The sequence below is a fragment of the Hyphobacterium sp. genome, assembly GCF_043584775.1.
In the GTDB taxonomy this organism is placed as follows: Bacteria; Pseudomonadota; Alphaproteobacteria; order Caulobacterales; family Maricaulaceae; genus Hyphobacterium.
Map to the genome: position 1 here is coordinate 643,251 of NZ_CP121327.1, position 19,849 is coordinate 663,099.

At 59.5% G+C, this 19,849-nt stretch carries 19 protein-coding genes; 16 read left to right on the top strand and 3 right to left on the bottom strand.

Annotated elements, in window-relative coordinates; translation table 11 throughout:
• The first annotated feature begins 8 nt into the window (after positions 1-8).
• The 8 genes from P0D52_RS03035 to P0D52_RS03070 are packed head-to-tail and all read left to right on the top strand — an operon-like array spanning position 9 to position 7,827.
• Positions 9-1,787, top strand: a complete 1,779-nt coding sequence (locus P0D52_RS03035; protein WP_394693969.1) for an acyl-CoA dehydrogenase C-terminal domain-containing protein — start codon at positions 9-11, stop codon at positions 1,785-1,787.
• On the top strand, positions 1,788-2,756 hold the full coding sequence (locus P0D52_RS03040; protein WP_394693970.1) for an acyl-CoA dehydrogenase family protein: 969 nt from the start codon (positions 1,788-1,790) through the stop codon (positions 2,754-2,756).
• A 1-nt stretch (position 2,757) separates the two neighbouring features.
• Positions 2,758-3,147, top strand: a complete 390-nt coding sequence (locus P0D52_RS03045; RefSeq protein ID WP_394693971.1) for a hypothetical protein — start codon at positions 2,758-2,760, stop codon at positions 3,145-3,147.
• Positions 3,148-3,175: 28 nt separating this feature from the next.
• Positions 3,176-4,384, top strand: coding sequence for an acetyl-CoA C-acetyltransferase (locus P0D52_RS03050; RefSeq protein ID WP_394693972.1), 1,209 nt, complete (start codon positions 3,176-3,178; stop codon positions 4,382-4,384).
• Entirely contained in the window at positions 4,384-4,860 is a 477-nt protein-coding gene (locus tag P0D52_RS03055) for a cupin domain-containing protein (RefSeq protein WP_394693973.1), read from the top strand. The genes P0D52_RS03050 and P0D52_RS03055 overlap by 1 nt, the downstream gene beginning before the upstream one ends.
• The gene (locus tag P0D52_RS03060) at positions 4,857-5,105 is read left to right on the top strand and encodes a hypothetical protein (protein ID WP_394693974.1); all 249 of its coding nucleotides are present in this window, start codon (positions 4,857-4,859) and stop codon (positions 5,103-5,105) included. Before P0D52_RS03055 ends, P0D52_RS03060 begins: the two co-directional genes overlap by 4 nt.
• Complete coding sequence (locus tag P0D52_RS03065; protein ID WP_394693975.1) at positions 5,102-5,641, top strand: hypothetical protein; 540 nt, start codon at positions 5,102-5,104, stop codon at positions 5,639-5,641. The genes P0D52_RS03060 and P0D52_RS03065 overlap by 4 nt, the downstream gene beginning before the upstream one ends.
• On the top strand, positions 5,638-7,827 hold the full coding sequence (locus P0D52_RS03070) for a 3-hydroxyacyl-CoA dehydrogenase NAD-binding domain-containing protein (RefSeq protein WP_394693976.1): 2,190 nt from the start codon (positions 5,638-5,640) through the stop codon (positions 7,825-7,827). The genes P0D52_RS03065 and P0D52_RS03070 overlap by 4 nt, the downstream gene beginning before the upstream one ends.
• A 701-nt stretch (positions 7,828-8,528) precedes the next feature.
• On the opposite strand, the gene P0D52_RS03075 is transcribed toward P0D52_RS03070, so the two are convergent.
• Complete coding sequence (locus P0D52_RS03075) at positions 8,529-8,960, bottom strand: DUF2141 domain-containing protein (RefSeq protein ID WP_394693977.1); 432 nt, start codon at positions 8,958-8,960, stop codon at positions 8,529-8,531.
• Positions 8,961-9,424: 464 nt separating this feature from the next.
• Here P0D52_RS03075 and P0D52_RS03080 point away from each other — a divergent pair, with 464 nt between their 5' ends.
• From P0D52_RS03080 to P0D52_RS03100, 5 genes are all read left to right on the top strand, one after another.
• Entirely contained in the window at positions 9,425-10,924 is a 1,500-nt protein-coding gene (locus P0D52_RS03080) for an amidohydrolase family protein (RefSeq protein ID WP_394693978.1), read from the top strand.
• 179 nt (positions 10,925-11,103) lie between these two features.
• Positions 11,104-11,943 (top strand): class I SAM-dependent methyltransferase, encoded by an 840-nt coding sequence (locus P0D52_RS03085; RefSeq protein ID WP_394693979.1) that lies wholly within the window; start codon positions 11,104-11,106, stop codon positions 11,941-11,943.
• Positions 11,944-11,952: 9 nt separating this feature from the next.
• Positions 11,953-12,843: a LysR family transcriptional regulator gene (locus P0D52_RS03090; RefSeq protein ID WP_394693980.1), complete on the top strand. Its 891-nt coding sequence runs from the start codon at positions 11,953-11,955 to the stop codon at positions 12,841-12,843.
• 74 nt (positions 12,844-12,917) lie between these two features.
• Complete coding sequence (locus tag P0D52_RS03095; protein WP_394693981.1) at positions 12,918-13,727, top strand: hypothetical protein; 810 nt, start codon at positions 12,918-12,920, stop codon at positions 13,725-13,727.
• Positions 13,728-13,762: 35 nt separating this feature from the next.
• Positions 13,763-14,596 (top strand): type IV pilus biogenesis/stability protein PilW, encoded by an 834-nt coding sequence (locus P0D52_RS03100; RefSeq protein WP_394693982.1) that lies wholly within the window; start codon positions 13,763-13,765, stop codon positions 14,594-14,596.
• Here P0D52_RS03100 and P0D52_RS03105 read toward each other — a convergent pair.
• Complete coding sequence (locus P0D52_RS03105; RefSeq protein WP_394693983.1) at positions 14,593-15,510, bottom strand: thioesterase family protein; 918 nt, start codon at positions 15,508-15,510, stop codon at positions 14,593-14,595. The two genes, P0D52_RS03100 and P0D52_RS03105, sit on opposite strands and share 4 nt — an antisense overlap.
• A gap of 18 nt (positions 15,511-15,528) precedes the next feature.
• Complete coding sequence (locus P0D52_RS03110; RefSeq protein WP_394693984.1) at positions 15,529-15,957, bottom strand: transcriptional repressor; 429 nt, start codon at positions 15,955-15,957, stop codon at positions 15,529-15,531.
• 103 nt (positions 15,958-16,060) lie between these two features.
• On the opposite strand from P0D52_RS03110, the gene P0D52_RS03115 reads away from it, so the two are divergent.
• The 3 genes from P0D52_RS03115 (at position 16,061) to P0D52_RS03125 (ending at position 19,845) form a co-directional block, all read left to right on the top strand.
• Positions 16,061-18,208, top strand: coding sequence for a TonB-dependent receptor (locus tag P0D52_RS03115; RefSeq protein WP_394693985.1), 2,148 nt, complete (start codon positions 16,061-16,063; stop codon positions 18,206-18,208).
• A 100-nt stretch (positions 18,209-18,308) separates the two neighbouring features.
• Positions 18,309-18,929 carry an OmpW family protein gene (locus P0D52_RS03120; protein ID WP_394693986.1) on the top strand — a complete coding sequence of 207 codons (621 nt, stop codon included), beginning with the start codon at positions 18,309-18,311 and terminating at the stop codon, positions 18,927-18,929.
• 139 nt (positions 18,930-19,068) lie between these two features.
• The gene (locus P0D52_RS03125) at positions 19,069-19,845 is read left to right on the top strand and encodes a SapC family protein (RefSeq protein WP_394693987.1); all 777 of its coding nucleotides are present in this window, start codon (positions 19,069-19,071) and stop codon (positions 19,843-19,845) included.
• The last annotated feature ends 4 nt before the right edge of the window (positions 19,846-19,849 follow it).

Sequence of the window (19,849 nt, forward strand, 5' to 3'; positions counted from 1 at the left end):
AGGTCCTGATGCCTGTCTACACAGCCCCCACGCGCGATTACAAATTCGTGCTTCATGACGTTCTGAACATGTCCAAATACGGCAATCTGCCGGGCTTTGCCGATGCGGATGCCGATACGGTCGATGCGATCCTCGAAGAGGCCGCGAAAGTCTCCGAACAGGTTCTGGCACCGCTCAATCGCACCGGCGATATCGAGGGCTGCACCCGGCATGATGACGGCTCGGTCACCACGCCGACCGGCTTCATCGACGCTTACAAGCAATTTGCCGAGGCCGGCTGGATGGGGCTTTCGCAGCCGCAGGAATATGGCGGGCAGGGCCTGCCCCAAGTGCTCGGTCTAGCAACCGCGGAAATGACATCCGCCGCCAATATGGCGTTCGGCATGTATCCCGGCCTGACCGGCGGCGCGGTGCGGGCGCTTCTCGCAGGCGGCTCGGAAGAGCAAAAGCAGATGTATCTGCCGAAGATGATTTCCGGTGAATGGACCGGCACGATGAATCTGACCGAGCCGCATTGCGGTACGGATCTCGGCCTGTTGCGTACGAAAGCCGTGCCGAATGGCGATGGCAGCTACAAGATTTCTGGCCAGAAGATCTGGATTTCGTCCGGCGAGCACGACCTGGCGGGCAATATCATCCACCTGGTGCTGGCCCGCATTGAAGGCGCACCGGAAGGCGTGAAAGGCATTTCGCTCTTTGTCGTGCCCAAGCACATCCTGGATGCCGACGGCAATCCGGGCGAGCGCAATTCGCTCCAGTGCGGTGGTCTGGAAGAGAAGATGGGCATTCACGGCAATGCTACCTGCGTCATGAATTATGACGAAGCGACCGGCTGGCTCGTGGGCGAAGAGAATAAGGGCCTCAAGATCATGTTCGTCATGATGAATGAGGCGCGTCTGGGCGTGGGCCTTCAGGGCCTGGCGCTGGGCGAGGTGGCCTATCAGAACTCACTCGCCTTTGCGAAAGACCGCATCCAGGGCCGCTCCCTGACCGGGCCGAAAAACCCCGACGGTCCTGCCGACCCGATCATCGTGCACCCCGATGTGCGCCGCATGCTGATGGACCAGAAAGTGTTTGTCGAAGCGGCGCGCTGCCTCGTCGCCTGGACGGCGTTGCACGGCGATCTGGAAGAGAAGTCCGATGATCCCGCCCAGCGTGAAAAGTCCGGCGATTACATGTCGCTGCTGACGCCGATCGTGAAAGCCTATCTGACGGACAAGGGTTTCCTGTCGGTTTCCAACGGTCTGCAGGTCTTTGGCGGTTCCGGCTATACGGAAGAATGGGGCATGAGCCAGTTCATGCGCGATGCCCGCATCACTCTGATCTATGAAGGCACCAATGGCATTCAGGCACTGGACCTTGTGGGCCGCAAGCTCGCCATGAACGGTATGCGTCCGATCAATTCTTTCTTCGGTGAACTGGACGCTCTGGCCGCCGCCGGTGGATCTGACGCGACCCAGCCCTTCCTTGACGCGCTGGCCGCGACCAAGGCGCAGCTGAAAGAGGCGACCGACTGGCTGGTGGAAAACGGCCTGAAGGACTTCAACAATGCAGGCGCTTCCAGCCACGACTATCTGCAACTCTTCGGCCTGACCTGCCTCACCTATATGTGGGCATTGATGGCGAAGGCGGCGGAGACCGGCGATGCGTCCGATCCCTTCTATGCAACCAAGCTCGCAACCGGCCGCTATTTCCTGGACCGCTGGGTCCCGGAAGGCGGCATGCACCTCGCCAAGGTCAAGGCCGGTGCAGCATCCATGATGGCCCTCGAAGCGGAGGCATTTTAAATGCTGGCAGATCCCCTCAACGTCAAACGTCCCGAATGGCTCGACCAGGAAGACGTCAATATCTTCTATGAAGCGGTCAAGGGCTTCATCGAGAAAGAATGCCTGCCGCATGGCGACCGCTGGGAAAAGGCCGGTGTTGTCGACCGTGAGGTCTGGACCAAGGCCGGTGAGGCCGGGCTGCTCTGTCCCGCCGCGCCAGAAGAATATGGCGGTGCCGGCGGTGACTGGCGTCACGACTATGTCTTCCACATGGCCGTTTCCGAACTTGGCGTGGATGGCTGGGGTGCCTCGCTGCACAATTCCATCGTCGCTCCGTATATCTGGCATTACGGCTCGGAAGAGCAGAAGAAGCGCCTCCTGCCGAAGATGATTTCCGGCGAATATGTCGGCGCGATTGCCATGTCCGAACCGGCGGCCGGCTCTGACCTTCAGGGGATCAAGACGACGGCCAAGAAGGATGGCAATGGCTACCGGATCAACGGTGCCAAGACCTACGACGCGCTGCTGGGTCCGGAAGAGGGCCAGGGCTTCTTCCAGCTGATGGAGCAATTGCCCCAGGAACGCCTTCAGATCGGGGTTCAGGCCGTGGGCATGATGAAGCGCGCGCTGGACGAAACCATCCGCTACGTCAAGGAACGCCACGCCTTTGGCAAGCCGATCCTGGCCTTCCAGAATACGCAATTCAAACTGGCCGAATTGAAGACCAAGGCGACGATTGCCGAAGTCTTCTGCCAGCATTGTTCCGACCTTCTGTTGAAGGGCGAGCTGGATGCGGCCACGGCCTCGATGGCGAAATACTGGGTCTCCGACACACAGTGCGAGCTGATCGACGAATGCGTGCAGCTGCACGGCGGCTACGGCTTCATGAATGAATATCCGGTGGCGCGCATGTGGCGCGATGCCCGCGTGCAGCGCATTTATGGCGGCACGAATGAAATCATGAAGCTCCTGATCTCGCGGACGCTGTAGAATGCTGACAGTTCTCTTTTCCACCCTGGCCCTGTTCGCTGCCGATGATCACGGGGCGGTGGACGATGGCTGTGGCTATTCCACGAACGGCACGATCGAGGAACAATTCGATCGCTGCATGGCCGGGCAATGGGGTTATGAGGAAAACTGCACCGAGGGCGGTGAAGTGACCCATGCGGGCTTCACCAATTCCGAAGGCGATTTCTGCCCGATCGACTATCTGATCCGCGATCCACACACGGCTGGATTCCGCATCGGATACGAATGCCCCGGAGACGAACGCCAGATTACCGTATTGCTGGTCGAGGACGGCGTTGTCAGCGCCGGTGACCAGATTGCCGGATTTGCACCCGCCGCCTGGCGGTGCACTCCATCGATGTCAGACCAATGATTTTCAAGTTCCGAAAGGACATATCGAAATGACCGAAGCCTATATCTACGATGCCATGCGCACGCCGCGCGGCAAGGGAAAGAAAAACGGTTCCCTGCACGAAATCACCGCTCTCCAGCTGGCCACACAGGCGCTGCAGGCCATCCGGGACCGCAATAATCTCGACACCAATCATGTCGATGATGTCGTGCTCGGCTGTGTCTCGCCGGTTGGCGAGCAGGGGGCTGATATCGCCCGCGCCTCGGTGATCAATGCCGGATTCTCCGAGCAGACGGCGGGTGTGCAGATTAACCGCTTCTGCGCCTCGGGCCTGGAAGCGACCAACATGGCGGCGGCGAAAGTCATGTCCGGCGAAGCCGATATGGCGATTGGTGGCGGTGTGGAATCCATGAGCCGTGTACCGATGGGCTCAGATGGCGGCGCGATGGCGGCCGATCCGGAGATGGCGTACGATCATTACTTCGTGCCGCAGGGTGTCGGCGCGGATCTGATCGCCACGCTGGGCGGGTATTCGCGCGATGATGTCGATGCCTATGCGGTCGAGAGCCAGAAGCGCGCAGCCAAGGCCTGGGAAGAAGGCCGGTTCAAGAAATCCGTCGTGCCGGTGAAGAACCAGCTTGGCCTGACGCAGCTCGATCATGACGAGCTGATGCGTCCGCAAACCGACATGCAATCACTCGCATCGCTGAACCCGGCTTTCCGCGACCTGTCGGCCTTTGTCGGGTTTGACGCCGTGGCGATCCAGAAATATCCGCAAGTGGAAAAGGTCAATTTCGTCCACCATGCCGGCAATTCCTCCGGCATCGTCGATGGCGCTGCCGCCATCCTCGTGGGCTCCAAGGAGATGGGCGAGAAGCTGGGCCTGAGGCCGCGCGCGCGCATTGTTTCCATGGCGTCCATCGGCTCGGAACCGACCATCATGCTGACCGGTCCGGCCCCGTCCGCCAAGAAGGCTTTGAAGAAAGCCGGCATGAGCGCGGCCGACATTGATCTCTACGAGATGAACGAGGCGTTCGCCTCCGTGGTCCTGCGCTTCATGGACGATATGGGCATTCCGCACGACAAGACCAACGTCAACGGCGGCGCCATCGCCATGGGCCACCCGCTGGGCGCCACCGGCGCGATGATCCTCGGGACCGTGCTCGACGAGCTGGAACGCACCGGCAAGTCCACCGGCCTCGCCACGCTCTGCGTCGGCGGCGGCATGGGCACAGCGACGATTATCGAACGCGTCTGATGCCGAAGCTCGATCTCGATAACCTGCCGATCAGGACCGGCAGCATCTACCCGGCGCCGTTCGCGGCGCAAATGGCCGGACGGTCTTCCGTTCGCCTGGGTGATGCTGGCGGTCTGACGCAGTTCGGGGTCAATCTGGTGACATTGGAACCCGGCGCCATGTCGTCCTTGCGCCATTGGCACAGGCACGAAGACGAGTTTGTGATGGTGATGAGCGGTGTTTGCACGCTGGTTCAGGACGGTGGGAAAACCGTGCTGATAGCAGGCGAATGTGCAGCATTCCCGGCCGGTGTAGAAGACGGTCATCATCTGATCAACGAGACCGATGAAGTGGCCCGCTTTCTGGTGGTCGGATCAAAAGCTGATCCGGAATTCGCCACCTATTCGGACGTCGATCTGAAGGTCGAAATGTCCGGTGGAAAGGCGACCTTCCTGCACAAGGACGGCACGCCCTACGACCTGGAGACGGGCGCATGAGCGACGACAAGCTGGAACAGGACAAGAAACACGGCGCCAACATGCTGGCGCTGGGCCTGCCGCTCGGCTTGCCGGTCGGCATCGCGCTCGGTGTCTCGCTCGGCGTGGCGCTGGATAGCCTTCCCATCGGAATCGCCATGGGCATAGGCCTCGGCATGGCGCTCAGCGTTGCGTTCGGCTCGGCCCGTCTGGCCGAGGAAAAGAAGAAGGCAGCCAAGTCCGCTGACGAGGATGCCAGCGAATGATCCGGCTGGCGGTCATATGTCTGCCGCTTCTGGCGATGGCCTGCGCGAGTGTGCCGGAGGCTGCCATGCCCATGGAAGGCTTGGCGGCTGAATCTTCTGATGGCCAATCTTCAGTGACTGGCGAATCTTCGTCTTCAGAAGATGATCGCATAATTATTTCCAGCGGCCCGCATCTACCGTTTTTTCCGGAACGTCCTCCGATACGCGGTATTTGTTCCGAGCTTGGCGGATACAGTCAGGCAGCATTCTGGATCCATGAATTGCCGATTGGCCTGACACAAATGCAGGCAGTCGCAACGTTCGCTGACGAAAACGGCCAGTCTTATGACACGCCCTGCACCTTTACGGCTCACGCCAACCGTCAGCGAAACCCTTTTGAATACTGGCTCTACTGCGAGACCGAAGTAGGTGAACCGAATGGCTATTTCACCTTCATTCCTGAAACCAACACGCTGACGCAATGGTCGGATACCGCCGTCATGGATTGCGTTCAGATTCCCGATTACGACCTTCAAGCAAGGGACCAAAACCCATGAACCATTTCAAATTTGAACTCGACGCCGACGGCATTGCGCTGATCACTTTCGACAGCCCGAATGTCTCGATGAATGTCCTGTCTGCGGGCGTCATGTCCGAGCTGGGCGAGTTGGTGGAGAAAATCTCCTCTGACGACGCCATCAAGGGCGCGGTCATCACCTCTGGCAAGAAAGCGTTTTGCGCCGGGGCGGATCTGTCCGAGCTGGGCAGCGGCATGATGGATCTGTCGGGCCTGTCGGAAGATGAAGCCAAGCAGAAACTCTTTGACATGGCCTTCCGCCTGAATGCGCAGCTGCGCCAGCTGGAAACCTGCGGCAAGCCGATTGCAGCCGCCATCAATGGTCTGGCGCTGGGCGGCGGCTTTGAAGTGACGCTCGCCTGCCATTACCGCGTCATGGCGACCGATACGGGCGCCAAGCTGGGCCTGCCGGAAGCCCTCGTCGGCGTTCTGCCGGGCGGCGGCGGCACCCAGCGTCTGCCGCGCCTGATCGGCGTGATGAACGCAGCCCCGATCATGCTGCAGGGCAAACAGCTCGACGCTGAAAAAGCCAAGCAGCAAGGCGTGGTGAACGAGATCGCGCCGGTGGCCGAGATCGTCGCCAAGGCCAAGGAACTGGTCAAAGCCGATCCGATGGGCGGCAAGCAGCCCTGGGATCAGGACAAGTTCAAGATCCCGGGCGGGCAAGTCTATACGCCCGCCGGTATGCAGACCTTTGGCGCGGCCAATCCGATGCTGCTCAAGGAAACCAAGGCCAATTATCCGGCCCAGCGTTATATCCTGTCTTGCGTCTATGAAGGCATCCAGGTGCCGATTGATGCCGGTCTGCGCATTGAAAGCCGGTATTTCACCAAGCTGTTGATGCGCCCGGAAAGCCGCAACATGATCCGCTCCATCTTCCTGTCCAAGCAGGCGCTGGACAAGGGCGGGGCGCGTCCGGCCGGAACCTCGAAGGAAGAGGTCAAGAAGATTGCCGTGATCGGTGCCGGCTTCATGGGCGCAGGGATCGCCACGGTGTCGGCTCAGGCCGGGATCGAGGTCGTGTTGATCGATGTCAATCAGGAAGGCGCCGAAAAGGGCACGCAACACGCGGTTGATCACTTCGCCAAGGGCGTCGCCCGCGGCAAGGTGGCTCAGGAAAAAGCCGATGCCATGGCCGCCCTGATCACGCCGACGACGGATTATGCCCTGCTGAGTGATGTCGATCTCGTCGTCGAGGCGGTGTTTGAAAACTCCGAGCTGAAGCACAAGATCACCAAGGCCGCCGAAGAGCATATGAAGGCGGATGCCATCTTTGGCTCGAACACGTCGACCATTCCGATTTCGTCACTGGCCGAAGCCTCGGGCAAGCCGGACCAGTTTGTCGGCATCCACTTCTTCTCGCCGGTGGAAAAAATGGCGCTGGTGGAAGTCATTGTCGGCGACAAGACAGGCGACCGGGCGATTTCTCGCGCCATCGATTTCGTCACCAAGATCAAGAAGACGCCGATTGTCGTCGCTGACACGCGTGGCTTCTACTGCAATCGCTGTGTGATGCGCTTTGGCGAACAGGGTCTGGCCATGTTGTCAGAGGGCTATGCCCCGGCGCTGATCGAGAATGGCACCCGCATGGCGGGCATGCCGATGGGCGCGATGGAATTGATGGATATGACGGCCATCGATCTCGCCTGGAAAATCCAGGAGCAGACCAAGAAAGACCTGGGCTCGATCTATGTCGCCGGCAAGTCCGATCCGATCATCACCAGGATGTATGAGCTCGGCCGCTATGGCCGCAAGACCGGCAAGGGCTTCTATGACTATGCCGAAGACAAGTCGAAGAGCCTTTGGCCGGAGATGAACCAGTTCGCCGTGGACGGCCTGAAATCGGTCCAGCCGGATGTGCAGGAAGTGAAAGACCGCATCCTCTATGCGCAAGCCATTGAAGCGGCACGCTGCATGGAAGAGGGCGTGGTGAAGGATCCGCGCGAAGCCGATGTTGGCTCCATCCTCGCCTGGGGCTTTGCGCCCTATACCGGCGGCGTGCTCTCCTTCATCGACACGATCGGCGCGAAAGCATTCGTCGAAAAGGCGGACGAAATGGCAGCGGCGTTCGGCGATCCGTTCAAGGTGCCGGATCTTCTGCGGGACATGGCCGCAAAGGGCGAGACCTTCTATGGCCGCTTTGGCGGCAAACAGGCTGCGGCGTAAACCGGAGGGACCGGGAGCAACGCAGAGAGGGGCCGGGCGCTGTGAGGCGTCCGGCCCTTTTTTGTGGCTAGGTATTGCGTGCTTCGAGGCTCGCTGCGCTCGCACCTCACCATGAGGTTGGTTTTATCTGAAATCCACTCACCTCATCCTGAGGTGCGACCCCGGACAAGGTCCGGGGGAGCCTCGAAGGAGGCCTCGAAAATCTGGGTCCCTGCTTTCGTAGGGATGATAATCTGAGCAATTTCTTTCCCTCTCAAAAATCGTCCTTATTCGGAGTTTTCCACCGAAACCGCTCCTTTATCCACAAAAACCGCAGGGCCAATAATTGACCGGACGCGGATTCAGGCGTTCACTTCAGTCATCGGGACACACCGGGGCCAGACGGAAACGGACAGCCAACGGAGACCGATCCTTCAGACCGCCGCTGTGTCAAAACAGCAGAGCGCTGAAGGGTTCCGGACCAGACGGGGTCAGACCCGGATGGAAAGGGACAGGTTCGGACAAACCGGCCAGTCGAAGGGTCACACCGGAGACATCAAAGGGTCAAACCGGCGATACGGCACGGAACCGGACCAGCAACGGGGAAAGACCGGAAACGGAAAATCCCCCCGCGCCGCCGCCCGCCACTCCGCTCGCAAGAGAGAAGAGACGGGCGGTAGGTGTATGGGGCATCGGTAAGATGCACCGCTACTTCCCGATGATCAGTTCAACTCGATGCGGTGCGAGTTCTCGCCCGCTTCCACTGTAAAGCGGGCATTTTCCCACCGGGCCGGGCCGAAGCGGCCGCGTGCATTGTTCGAGAAGGCATAGTCTTCCTGGGGGATACCGAACCTGTTGAAGTCCAGCTCGCCGTCATTATCCGCATCATGGAAAAGCTTGATGCCATAAACGCCGGGTTCGATATCCTCGATCACGATCTCAACGCTGCTGCCGTTGGCGACCACACGAATATCGCGGGCGGCGCGATCTTCGTCCCAGCCGGTCTGATCGGCAAAGAGTCCGAGCTCGATCACGGCATTCGCGTCTGAATAGCCGTGAACCGTTACTGTCAGGCGGGCGGTGTCATCGCTGGCGGATGCGCCGGATGCGAAAAGACTGGCCACCGTCAGGGCGGGGAGGATGAGGTGTTTCACGTCGCTGTCTCCTTGTGTTGTGAAATTTGACCTTGCGAGACGGCTTTGCGGGGCCGGCTGGATGCGGGCAATACGAACTTCGTGAGCGGAATGAATTCCCGGGTGAATGGTGCGCTTCCTCCGTTCGCGCATCGCGAGTGGTACAGATTTGTCCGCGCGCCTTCACTTTCGGGATTGCGAAATACGTCTTTGAACAAAGCTGCTAAGGCCGGGTCATCCAAAGACGACATGAAAGCCGGTTGATGCGCGCCAGCGGGGCCGGGACGATCTGGCGGACCGGGCAGAAGCGGGCGAGCAGGCGTTTCAGACGGGCCTCCCCGGGAACAGCGCCGGTCTCCGATGCGTTGAAAATTTCGATCAGGCGCTGACCTTTCCATATCGCGTGGAGGCGAAATCCCTTACGCGTTATTCATGTGATGAATATTTCCGTCCGCCTTAGACTTGCCGGCAAAAGGGAGGCTGGCATGAGCGAGTGGTTCAAGGCGGACAAGGCATCAAAGGGGCGATTGGCCGGGCAGGATGAGGCCGGCCTGCCCATCCCGACCCGTATCATGTCGAATGGTGAGTACTCGCCATTGCCGCAATCGGCCGAACAACGGCGCGTCGAAGCGGCGCTGTTTGATCTGGCCGACCGCTTTGCGCCGAAGCTGAATCTGGACCGGCGATCCTTCCTGAAATCCAGCTTTGGCATGGCGGCCGCCTTTGCCTCGCTCAATTCGGTCTTCGGAACCAGCTATGCCGTGGCGCAGGATGAAATGGCGGATGGCGAGGCGGTCGCCGACTGGGCGGCGCGGCATGCAGACCAGTTTATCTTCGACGGGCACCTTCATTTCGTGCATGACGCCTATGAATGGCCGGGCATTCTGGGCTTTCGAAATGCCGCGCGATTCATGCAGGCCGATGGCATTCCCCAGCGCGACCCGAATTTTGACGATGTGAAGTTCGAGAATTTCGTCAAGGAAGTCTATTTCGACAGCGATACGACGGTTGGCATCATTTCAACGGCAACGTCCGATGACCCCGCGCGCCGCTTTCTGACCAATGAACAGATTGCCGCTGATGTCGCGCGGCTCAATTCTGCCGCCGGATCGCGGCGGCTGATGGGGCATGCCGCCTTCCACCCCGGCGCAGAGGGCTGGTGGGAGGCGCTGGAAGAGGCGATCGAGGTACATCAGCCGATGAGCTGGAAGGGCTATACGGTGGGCGATCCGCTCTCGCCGACCTCCATCGCGCCGTGGCGTCTGGATGATGAGGAACTGGTCTATCCGGCGTATGAGCGCATGGTCGAGGCGGGTATCACCAATGTCTGTATCCACAAGGGCCTCATGCCGGCCGATTATGCCACCCGAATGCCCGATCTCTGGCCTTATGCGACAGTGGATGATGTCGGCAAGGCGGCGCAGGACTGGCCGCAACTGAATTTCATTATCTACCATGCCGCCATGCGCCCGGTGGTGATAATTGATCCCGGCTTTGTCCAGACATTCGAGGAGACGGGAAGGATGGAATGGGTCAGCGATCTGGCTGATATTCCAGACCGTTTCGGCGTGACCAATGTCTATGCCGATGTCGGCACGAGTTTCGGGCAGGGCGCCATCACCCAGCCGCGGCTGGCGGCGGCACTGATGTCCATCCTGGTCAAGGGCATGGGGGCGGATCATGTTCTCTGGGGGACTGACGCCGTGTGGTGGGGTTCTCCGCAATGGCAGATCGAGGCCTTCCGCCGTATCGAGGTCGCAGAAGACTTGCAGGAGCGCTTCGGCCTTCCGGCGCTGGGGGCATCCACAGGTGCGACCAAGCAGCAGATATTCGGTCTGAATTCTGCGAATATTTACGGCTTTTCCGCAGCCGAGCGGACGGTGGCACATTATGCCGGCGACCGTCTCTCTCAGCACAAGGCGGATTATCTGAGCGACGGTGCCGACCGTTCGAATGCCTATTACGGCTTTATCACCGGCGAATAGCCGGGCGCGCGCTCAAGGCTTCAACCCCCGCATGACCGATCCGGGCTAGACTGGTGGCTCGCCTGCGAATGCGTTCGCGCCGTTTGTCGTTTGTCTCTTCAACGCGGCCGGAGTTGTAGTAGTAGGAGACGAATCAAAAACTGTAGGAGTGTCCTGTCCACGCTCCGAAGCGGGGAAAAATGAGCCAGACAGCACTGCCTGAAGACGATTACATCATCGGTGCCAGCCAGCGGGAAATCGCCCGGCTGGGTCAACAGCACGCCATCTGGCGGGAACGGGCGCTGGCTGGATGGCGCCGGGCCGGACTGAAACCCGGCATGACGGTGCTCGATATCGGATGCGGCCCCGGCCATGCCAGCTTTGATCTTGCACAGCTCGTTGGCCCCGGGGGTAAGGTGATCGCGGTGGATCAATCGGCCTTGTTCATCGATGCGGTCAATGAGGGCGCAAAGATACGCGGGCTGACCAATATCGAAACGCTCAAGTCCGATCTCGGCAAGCTCGCCTTGCCGGACAATAGCGTGGACATGATCTGGTCGCGCTGGGTGTTATCCTTCCTGGCGGATCCACAGGATTTGTTTGATCGTCTGAAATCCGCCCTGAAACCGGACGGCGTTTTTGTCGCGCATGAATACGGTCATTACGAAACCTTCGGGTTTTCCCCGGCTGACCCGGTGCAGGACCGCTTTATCGATGCGGTCAAGAAAAGCTGGCGCGCCTTTGGCGGTGAGCCGAATATCGCCAAGCAATTGCCCGCCATGCTGGCGCAAGTCGGCTGGCACACCGAATTCATGACTCCCCATATCTTTACAACACGTCCCGGCGAACTCGTCTGGGAGTGGCCGATGGGGTGGCTGAAATCCGACGGTATTGACCGGCTGGTCGAGCTGGACTTCCTGTCCGCCGAGGACGGCAGGCGGTTTCACCTAATGGCGAACGAACGTGCGGCCGACCCGAACAGTATTCTGACGACGCCGATGGTGATGGAAGTGATCGCCCGGCGCACCGCTTCGGATTAGTCTGGCAATATGGATCGTATCGACTCTCTTCGCCTGTTCGTTTCTGTTGCGGAACTTGGCAGCTTCACCCGCGCTGCCGACAAGGAAGGCATGACGCCCGGCGCGGCATCGAAGCAGATCACTGCTCTGGAAACCCGGCTACAGGCGCGTCTGCTGGAACGGACGACGCGCTCGGTTCGGCTCACCGATGCGGGGCAGGCCTTGCTGGAACGTATCCGTCCTTGGCTGTCGGAATTCGAATTGATCGAAGACGGCTTCGCCGATGAAGGCGCAGCCCCGGTGGGCACTTTGCGGATTTCGGCTCCGGTGGATTTCGGCGCGCGAATCCTGATGCCGGTGGTCGCCGACTTCATGCGAAAATGGCCGGACGTGGATGTGCGGATCGCGATGGCCGACCGCATGGTGGATCTGGTCGATGAAGGCTTTGATCTGGCTGTGCGGATTGGCCATCTCACCGACTCCAGCCTGATCGCCAAGAAGATTGCGCCCGCTTGCATGTCGGTGGTGGCCTCGCCGGATTACCTCGCGGCGACCGGGAATCTGAAACATCCATCAGATCTCGTCAGCCATGATTGCATCATTGATCGCAATAAGCCGGCGCCGCAGCTGTGGAAGTTTTCGCAAGGCGATGCCGCCGAAGAGGTGAAGGTCTCCGGACGCCTGACGCTCAACGGCGCGACCGCAGCCATTGAGGCGGCTGCGCAGGGTCTGGGAATTGCCTGCAGTCCCAGCTGGGCCGCGCGGGATGCGCTGGCGGCGGGGCGGGTTGTGCCGGTGCTGACGGACTGGGAGCCGGACCATCGCGACCTCTGGGCGGTCTTCCCGTCCAGCCGTTATCTGTCGCAGCGAGTCCGGCTATTTGTCGACCACCTTGCCGACAGCTTCAAAGGCCAGCTTTGATGAAGCTAGCGGTCTCCCGGCCCCCGTGGCAGTATGGCGGGACATGTGGGGATAGATGATCTGGGGAGGTCACCATGAAACGTATCATCGCTGTATTGATTGCCGCAGCCGGACTGACGGCTTGCGCGACGACAAGTCCGGGCGGCGGTCTGGCCAGCAATGCCTTTGATTATGAGCCTCAGCGGGCGGCCGAGCTTCCCGACAGCCATTTCGGATATGTCATGTCCGGTGACGCGGGCTGGGACGGGGCGATGGTTTATCAGTCTTCCGGCCAGACGATTGATGTCGACTTCACGTTTTCGGACGGTGAGGCCGGTGTGACGGCTGATCTGGCGATGGAAGAACCCTATCTGAATGAAGGGGTGCGCCGGTTCACCGGGCAATCCGGCGATGGCCGGGACGTTTTTGTCATGTTGCAAGCCGGGCCGTGCGCGGATGGTGAGGAATCCTATTTTGCAACGCTCGTAATTGGTAGCGACAGATATCGCGGGTGCGCCTCCGAGAATGCGGCGAATGATCGCTGGTCCAATTATCTGGCCGACTGGATGCCGGCGATTGATCTCTGCATGGCCGAGCTGCGCAATGATGCCGATCACGTCACCTTCGCCTATTCCACAGCCAGCGGGACGGCTATCCGGATGGCGGACCATACCGGTAATCGCTGGGAATGCGTGACCATCAATGATGCACGGGTGAATGCCATTGTGCCTTTGAGCGCGGTCGATGTGCGGCTGGGCGAGGCGGATCCGATTTTCGTCCGCTCCGAAATGCCGACGCGTGGTGATGCCTGCTATGTGTATGAAACGGTCCGTGATGCCGATGGCACTCTGATTGGTGCCTTCGGGTATGATTCATGTGCCGGGCCCAGAGCGCCGATCAGTTAGGCATTCTTTAACCGGCGCGGCTCACCTCGGAGTTCATGCGCCGATTTATTCTTTTCTGCCTTTCGGGGCTGATACTCCCCGCCTTTGCGGCGGCGGATATCAATGATTTGCGCGAACTCGGTTCGGGCGAACCGGCTGAGCTGTTTATCGGCTTTGATGATGCGCCGGAATTGCTGGCCTCACGCGTGAATGGCCGCGCCATCGAGCTGGAATTTGCCGGTCCGCGCGCTTTCTCCCGGCGGATCGAGCCACTTCGCAGCCGCTGGATCCTGGCCGTTGAGGCGACGCCATCGGAATTTGGCCAGTTGGTCCGGATTGAACTTCCCGATAGCGCCAATGATCTGAACATTACACCGACCGAAAGTGGATACCGCCTCAGCTGGTCGGCGGTCGCTGCAGACGGCGACTGGGCAGCGGCATCCTTTTCGTCGGCTGCTTCTGAAACTGTATCTCCAAGTTCTGCTGAAGGGCCTGACACCGCGACGTTGAACATCCCGGCGTCGGAAACGTCAGACGAGCGCGCGCCAGACCCGCAAACGGCGGAAGCCCCGGCACCAACCATGGAGGCTAATGCCTGCGAAGCGGCGGCGGCTGCGGTGGAAACCGATCCATGGGACATTGATGCACTCACCCGTCATGCCGAATGCCTACTGGATGAGGGACAAGCCGACCAGGCTGCGGTGCTGCTTGAACGGGTTATAGCCTTCGAGCCCGGACGGTTTGATGCGGTGATTGCGTTGGCAGAAGCCCATGCGGCGCGTGGTGATCTTGATGCCGCCCGAGCACTCTATGAGCAGGCCGCAAGTGTTGCCGCCACAGACGGGCAGGCGGTTGCCGCCCGTGCCCGCGCGCGTGAGCTTGCCAATTAGAGGCGCAATTCCGGTTTGCTGACGCGATTCAGCTCCGCGAGTGTTGCGTCATCGGCTTTGACCAGTTTGCGTTCGGAAAGGTCAAGAATGCCGGCAATGCCCTGCATCGACCAGAGCAACCGTCCCTGACTGTCGAAGACCCAATGGATGATGGAGCGTATATTGCGGTCGGCGGATTGCACGCCGGAGCGGATCACATATCCATCGCCAATCTTCGGCCAGCGGCGAATGCAAATGCGTCCTTCCAGAAGCGCGCCTCCGATTTTGACAGAGCCGGATGCATGGGCCGCGGTCTGCTCGGGAAAGGCTTCAGAAAAATTCGCGGCGGAATTGGAAATCTTGCCCTGAAGATGCTCGGGCATCATTTGCCGGAATGGGCCGCAATCTTCCGGATTGATCCGGCCTCTGCCGATCTCCGACAGCCCCAGAGCATCGGCATTGCTCAGGCGGATGCCCTTTTGGGGCGGGCCGGTATAAAGGCTTCGGGGCGTTGCCTGCTCAGGTCGTTTGGCTTGAAGGGCTTCGAGTTCGGCGCGAATCCGATGTGGCCATTCAAACCGTTTGCGGGAACCGGCAACACAATGGCCGAGGCGCATAGTGAAAATCGCGGCAACGGCATTCGAGGCGGCGTTTCGGACGATCAGACAGACATCAACCGATTTTTCCCTGACGCCAAAAATGACGCCTTCGATTACCAGCGGTGTTCCGGGATGCACTTCGCCGAGATAGCGGATGGTGATATCGCGCGGCAGCAGGGTCGCGACACTGCCGGGCCCGAATGCGCCCACCATTCCGATGCGTTCCGAGAGGTCGCCGACCGCTTCCCAGGCTTTCGCAAGATAGAAGCGGACATTGAGATGGCCGAGCTCATCGCACTCCCACGCGTTTGCGCATCCTCTCCAGAGCTCAATCATGTTTGCCTCTGATGGCCGCTAGCTGCAATTGGCGCACCGGCCATAATGTTCAACGACAGATCTATCGGTCCTGAAACCGTCCGGAGCGTTCTGGGGTTCGGGCGCGCCATGGCGCTCATCCACCGATCCGCAATTGCCACAAATATACAGCTCGGCGCCGCCCTTGTCGTGGCAGTGGGCACACGCGATATAGGCGTTGAGCGCCTCGACCTTGTGCGCCAGGCCAACCTCCATGAGAAAATCCAGCGAGCGGTAGACGGTCGGTGGCTTGGCTGACCCGTCTGCCGAGCGCATCTGGTCCAGCAGATCATAGGCCTTGATGGGCTCGGCGGCCTTGACCAGCAAAGCCAGAACATTGCGCCGCAACGGTGTCATGCGCATGCCGCGGTCTGCGCAATGCTTCTCGGCATGGGCCAGAGCGGAAGAGACGGAATCAGCGTGGGTCATATTGCGAAGATTTAATCCTGTTCGGCTGCGAAAATCGAGCCTTGATGCTTGTGATGGTCGTTATGTTATAATATCACACTTCTGAAGTTTCGAGAGGTGTCCCATGTCAACGTTGAAGTATGGTGTCTGTCTGGCCGCGCTATTGAGTGTTCCCGCCTTGGCTCAGAATAATGACGAACCGGTCGTAGACCGTATTGTCGTCACGTCTTCACCATTGCAGGTGCTCGCCGATGAAATCGTCGGATCCGCTGATGTTTTGACGGCGGACCATATCGAGGAAAACCTCTCCGGCAGCCTGGCCGATACGATCGCCCATGAGCCGGGTGTCACCACCACCTATTTCGGGCCTGCCGCCAGCCGGCCGGTTTTGCGCGGGCTGGGCGCTGACCGTGTGCGCGTGCTGGTGAATGGCGTTGGCCTGGTCGATGCGTCGACTGCGAGCCCTGACCATGCTGTTTCCTCTGAGGCACTGGAAGCCGAACGGGTGGAAATTCTGCGTGGTCCGGCCGCGATTGCCTATGGCGGCGGCGCGATCGGTGGTGTCGTGAATGTCATTGATGGCCGCATTCCCGAGCGCCTTCCCGAAAATGGTGTGGAAGGCCGCTTCTATGCGGGATCAACCAGTGTTGACGAAGGCTATCAATTCGCTGGCCGGAGCCGGTTCTCTGTTGGAAATTTCGTTTTCCATGTCGAAGGCATGCAACGCGCTTCGGAAAACTATGACATCCCCGGATTCGCCGAATCCGCGCGTCAGCGCGCACTGGAGGCCGAGGAAGAGCACGACGATGATCATGATGAGCTGCAGCCTCTGACGGCATTTGCCGAAGAAGATGACCACCACGAGGAAGAGGAAGAGGCCTATGGCTCTGTGCCCAATTCCGACCTTGAATTCACAAGCGGTTCTGCCGGAGTTTCCTTTGTCGGCGATTGGGGTTTCGTCGGCCTGTCATATCGGACGAGTGACAGTGCCTATGGATTGCCCGGTCATTCACATGCTCATCATGAAGATGACGATCACGAAGATGATCATGCCGACGCCGGCAGCCTGATCGCATTTGCCGAAGATGATGATCACGACCATTCCGAAGAGGCCGACCCGCGCCTTGTCATGACCCAGAACCGTTGGGATGCCCGCGGTGACATCAACATCAACGGTGCCCCCATCGAACGAGTGCGCTTCTCGCTCGGAACCGGTGACTATCGGCACAGCGAGATTGAGGGCGATGAAATCGCCACCACCTTCACCAATGAGGGTTGGGAAGGCCGGGTCGAGCTGCGCCATCGCCCTATCGGGGATGTCGAAGGGGCGTTTGGTATTCAAACCTTCAGCCGTGATTTCGCGGCGATCGGTGACGAAGCCTATATTGTGCCGGTCGAGACGTCTGACTTCGGTGTTTTTGTCGTGGAACGGTTTGACCGGGGCGATTGGGGACTTGAAGGCGGGTTGCGCATCGAGAATCGCGACGTTGACACGGCTACTGCGTCCCGATCCTTCCAGACAGCGAGCGGGTCTGCTGCTGTATTCTTCCGCCCGCAAACGGATGTTTTCCTTGCGATAACGGGCGCACTGTCCGAGCGCGCACCGACCGACGTGGAGCTGTTCGCCAACGGGGCTCACCTCGCGACGCGGGCCTTCGAAATCGGTGACGTCAATCTTTCGCCGGAACTGGCCGCTTCTGTTGACCTTACCGCACGGATTGACCGCAGCGACTGGTCGCTGGAAGGCGCCCTTTTCTATGCCGATTATGACGGGTTCATCGGCCTGTTTCCGACGGGCGCGGAGATGGATGCGCTGCCGGTATTCCAGTACGCGCAACAGGACGCCAGTTTATGGGGCTTCGAGGCGCGGGCCGAACGTGAATTCGGATCGGCCTCCGGTTGGGATTTCCGCGGCGAGCTGACTGCTGAATATGTCCGCGGCGAGCTGGACAATGGTGGAAACCTGCCGCGAATTCCGCCGCTTGGGCTGACCGCCATGATTGAAGCGGAACGCGATTTCGCTACCGCTCATGTCGAGGTTGTGTGGACCGCTGCTCAGGATGACATCGCCAGCTTTGAACTGCCGACCGACAGTTATGCGCTGGTGAACACGCAGCTGGTTTTGCGGCCTGTGGCGGATCGGGATGTACGCCTGATCCTCGAAGCGCGGAATATCACGGACGAAGAGGCCCGCCTTCATACGAGCTTCCTCAAGGACCTTCTGCCATTGCCTGGGCGCAATTTCCGGGCGGCGCTTTCCGTCGCCTTCTAATTCGACCTGCGGCAGGCTGCCGCGCGGCGTTTCGTACACTGCCTTTTCAAACGGGAGTCCTCTAAAAACCATACATCAATTATGGACATAGGGGGTTCCCATGAAATCGATTTTAATTACAGCCGCCATCGCAACCGTGCTGGGCTCGGGCGCGTCCTTTGCCGATCAGGGTGACTGGCTTGTTCGGGGGCGTTTGCTGAGCGTGTCCCCGAATGAAAGTGCGTCCATCAATCCGATTGGTGGCGATGTCGATATCGAAACCAGCTTTGTGCCGGAACTCGATATTTCCTACTTTTTCACCGACCACTTTGCCGCCGAACTCATCCTCGGCGTAACGCCGCATGATGTCATGGCGGTCGGGACAGCGGCAGGGAATGTGGATCTGGGTGATGTGACGCTGCTGCCGCCCACCTTGACGATACAATATCATTTCAGCCCTGAAGGCACGATCCATCCCTATGTGGGTGCGGGCGTGAATTACACGGTTTTCTTCAATGAAAATCTGGCCGCCGGAAGCATTGCGACAAGTATCGACTACGACAACAGCTTTGGCCTCGCGCTGCAAGGCGGTATCGATTTCGATGTCAACGAAAACTGGTTTTTCAATGTCGACGTCAAATATATCGATATCAATACAGATGTGACCATCAACAACGCCATTACGGCGGATGTTGACATTGACCCCTGGGTCTTCGGGATCGGTATCGGACGCCGCTTCTAGACGTTTTCGAAATGTCACACCTGATGGCCGTTCGGCAGCTTGCCGGACGGCCATTTAACGTCCGGGTGACGCAATGCGTTGTTATGTGCGCCTGAATTCGCTATCTAGCCCCAAATTCCGAAAACCAAAGGACGACGCCATGGCTGATGCCCCTGCCAATCAACCTCTCACCGGACAGGTCCCGCTTTACAAAAAGCCGGAGCCGCTGAACAAGGAAAAGCATCGCAAATTCGGTATGTCACCTCCGAAAGAGCCGTTTGCTTTCCTCAAGGAAGCGCATTTCCTGCCGGCCATTGTGGGCGAATTTTCGCAGTATGCCGGTTTCTTTCCGGTCATCTTCCTCGGTGAGAAGCGCCTGCCGGTTGTCGTCATGGGTCTGAACCGCGGTGAAAACCTGTTCATCGATGCCGATGGCAATTACGAGCAAGACACGATGCTGCCGGCATTTGCCCGCCGCTATCCCTTCGTCAGCGCCTCCAACGGCCCGGACCAACCGTCCACGGTCTGCATCGATGTCGAGGCCGATGGTATCAGTGAAGGCGGCCAGCTGCCATTCTTCGATGACAATGGCGAGCCGACGCAGGCCTTGCAGCAAGCGATCGATTTCGTCAGTGCATTCGATGCCGATGCGCGTTCGACCGAGATGTTTGTGCAACGCATCATGGACCTTGATCTGTTCGAGCCGAAAGACGTCACTCTGAACGACAATACGACCGGCGAAAGCAAGAAGGTGGCGGAATATTTCGGTATTTCCGAAACCAAGCTCAACGCTCTGCCGACCGATGTTTACCTCAAGCTTCGCGATGAAGGCTTCCTGCCGGCGATCTATGCGCACCTGATTTCGCTCAATCGCTGGGACCGTATTCTGAACAAGGCCATCCGCCGCCAGCAGAATGCAGCGCAAAAAGCGAACTGATTGA